This is a genomic window from Mesorhizobium sp. LEGMi-168a (assembly GCF_058312955.1).
The window spans coordinates 1-1,191 of sequence record NZ_JBZEGV010000122.1 but is presented as its reverse complement, the minus strand read 5'-3'; the positions used below and the strand labels follow the sequence as shown (position 1 = coordinate 1,191).

General features: G+C 56.5%; 1 protein-coding gene. It reads right to left on the bottom strand.

The features are described 5' to 3' along the window. Positions 1-64: 64 nt before the first annotated feature. The coding region (locus tag AC4FWB_RS34335; RefSeq protein ID WP_491030636.1) for an NAD(P)/FAD-dependent oxidoreductase at positions 65-1,191 on the bottom strand (1,127 nt) is incomplete at its 5' end.

Genomic DNA, 1,191 nt, shown 5'->3' with positions numbered 1-1,191 from the left:
CTCAGCGCTGCAATATCTCAAACTGACGGACGGCCTCAAGGGTGGATACGAGCACATAGCGGACCTAAACCATCAAGGATTTCAATGCGATCGTGGCGTCTGCAAGGGCGGAAGCGCTTGGTGCTAGGCGTTTCCCTATCATCGCCTCGGAGACGCGTATATCCTTCGCAATTGCGGGTAGGCTGCCAAATCCGCATGCTGCAACTACGCGCCCCTCATCGGCAAGGTAGAAATGGAGCTGCCCCTTTTCGCCGAGGTCCCGGCAAATTGGCGTGTTCCCATCGCTGTAGATACCGGCGATCTGAAGCGTCTCATCGTACTGCTCGGACCAGAACCACGGGACATGCTGATATGGGGTATCGCCGCCTAACATATTTGCCGCCGCTGCGGCCCCCTGCTGCCAGGCATTCCGCCACACTTCGAGTCTTATGCGTTTCCCATAAAGGCGATGTACGAACGAACAGCAATCTCCAGCCGCAAAGATGTCAGGATCGGATGTGGCAAGAGTTTCATGAGCCGCGATGCCGTTATCGATGGCTAATCCGGCCGCTTGTGCGAGCTCTACGTTGGGTGTTGCACCTACTCCGATGAGGACAAGATCTGCAAGGTGCCTTTGCCCATCCGCCAATACCACTGAAGAACGGCCTTCAGCCGGTTCGACGCCAACAACCGCAGAGCTCACCTTAATGCAAACGCCTGCACCCTCGTGCTTTGCCCGGATGCGCTCGGCAATGCTCGCTGGGACCGCTCTCATCAGCAATCGCGGGCCCGCCTCAAGGACCGTCACGGTGGCCTTCTTCGAAACAGCGCTTGCCGCAACTTCCAACCCGATGAAGCCGCCCCCGATGATGACTATCTTGCTTCCGGCCTTGATAGCCTTCCGGATCGCTAGTGCATCAGAGTAAGTGCGCAAAGAAGCCAATTTGCATCCATTGCCAATCGGCACATTCAAGGCGCGCGGCCGAGCACCTGTGGCCAACAACATCCGCTCATACGGCAAACGTTTGCCCCCAAAGAGCGTGACAGTTCGTGACGCACGATCGATTGTCTCGACAAATTGGCCCTGGTGGTAATCAATTGCCAACTCGATCAGGCGTTCCGGACTAATCAGGAATTTGGGTGTCGGAACTTGCTCCTCGATCAAAACCGCTTTTGAGAAAGGGGGTCGCTCGTAGGGGTAGAAGGTCTCAT